Origin of the sequence: Pseudomonas sp. Irchel 3A5 (assembly GCF_900187575.1) — a bacterium.
Lineage (GTDB): Bacteria > Pseudomonadota > Gammaproteobacteria > Pseudomonadales > Pseudomonadaceae > Aquipseudomonas > Aquipseudomonas folii.
Window position 1 is genome coordinate 1 of the sequence record NZ_FYDU01000034.1, and the last position, 1364, is coordinate 1364.

A 1364-nucleotide genomic window follows, 5' to 3' on the forward strand; every position below is an offset into this window, starting at 1 on the left:
CAGCTCGCGACTGGGTCCTGTACGCCACAGGGCTCAGTCCGCCTAGCCTCATTTTGATGCGGTCGTGGTTGTAGTAACTGATGTAATCATCCATCTCGGCCTGCAACTCTTCAACGCTGCTGAAGCTCTTCAGGTAGAAAGACTCCGACTTCAGCGTCCCGAAAAAGCTCTCCATAGCCGCGTTGTCCAAGCAGTTTCCTTTACGGGACATGCTTTGCTTTACGCCTCGCTCCTTGAGTTTATGGCGGTACTGAACTTGCTGATATTGCCAGCCCTGATCTGAGTGAATCACCAGATTAGACTTGTCCTGGAGGCGCTTGAAAGCGTTGTCCAGCATCGTGGTGACCATTGCCAGGCAAGGGCGGGTGTCCATCGTGTAAGCCACGATCTCGCCGTTGTACAAATCCATGATCGGTGACAGGTAGAGCTTTTGTTGCGCGATCTTGAACTCGGTGACGTCCGTTACCCATTTCTGATTGGGACGTTGCGCAGTGAAGTTTCGCTCCAGAAGATTGGGTGCCAGTGTGCCAACCACCCCTTTATAGGCTCGATATTTCTTGGGGCGTACAACCGACTTGAGCTGTAAGACGCCCATCAATCGCTGCACCACCTTGTGGTTGACCAAGACCCCAAGCTGGCGAAGGACGGCAGTAATCCGCCGGTACCCATAAAGTCCTTTCTCCTGATCATAAATGCCCTGGATCTGCGCTTTGAGCGGGGCATGCTTGTCCGGTAATTGCAGCACGCTCCTCTGATAGTAAAAGGTGCTGCGAGCCAAACCGGCCAGCGTGAGCAGACCTGACAAGGGAAATACTGGCAACAAAGACATGACCGTTAGCGTTTTTTGCCGATGGGAGATCGCCTGCTCGTTGCCGCCGTGATCTCCTCCAACTTTTTTAGGTAGGCGTTCTCCATGCGCAGGTACTCAAGCTCTGCCAGCAATTGCTTGCGTGATCGATCGGCGTCATCCGCAGGTAGTGATTCAAGAGGCGTAGCTGATTTCTTTGGCATACGAGCAGGCCTTTTCGAGATGCTTGCAGAAGGATTTTCAAGGCCGTCACTGTAATACTGACGCTCCCAGATGCCTATCTCGGAGGGCTGACCTATGCCGAAACGAGCGGCGACCTGCCGATATGACAACCGTTCGGCGCGTCTGCATTCGATGACTGAGCGCTTGAAGGCCGCGGTATAACGCTGGCCGCATTTGCTAGGACTGGCATCGCCATGAGCTTCAAATGCAGCAACCCAGCGACGTAACAAGCTAACGTCGATTGAGAAGTGTCGAGCGACCTTTCGATAGCCATCAACGTCATTCAGATAGGTCTGGACGGCTGTGTGTTTGAACTGCGCTGAATACTTACCCA

At 53.4% G+C, this 1364-nt stretch carries 1 protein-coding gene; it reads right to left on the minus strand.

What is annotated here, in order from left to right:
* A protein-coding gene (locus CKW31_RS29415) for an IS3 family transposase (RefSeq protein WP_371856840.1) occupies window positions 1–1364 on the minus strand; the annotation gives its coding sequence in 2 pieces (ribosomal slippage) (window positions 1–868 and window positions 871–1364; 1362 coding nt annotated over the 2 pieces). This gene is flagged as partial in the annotation.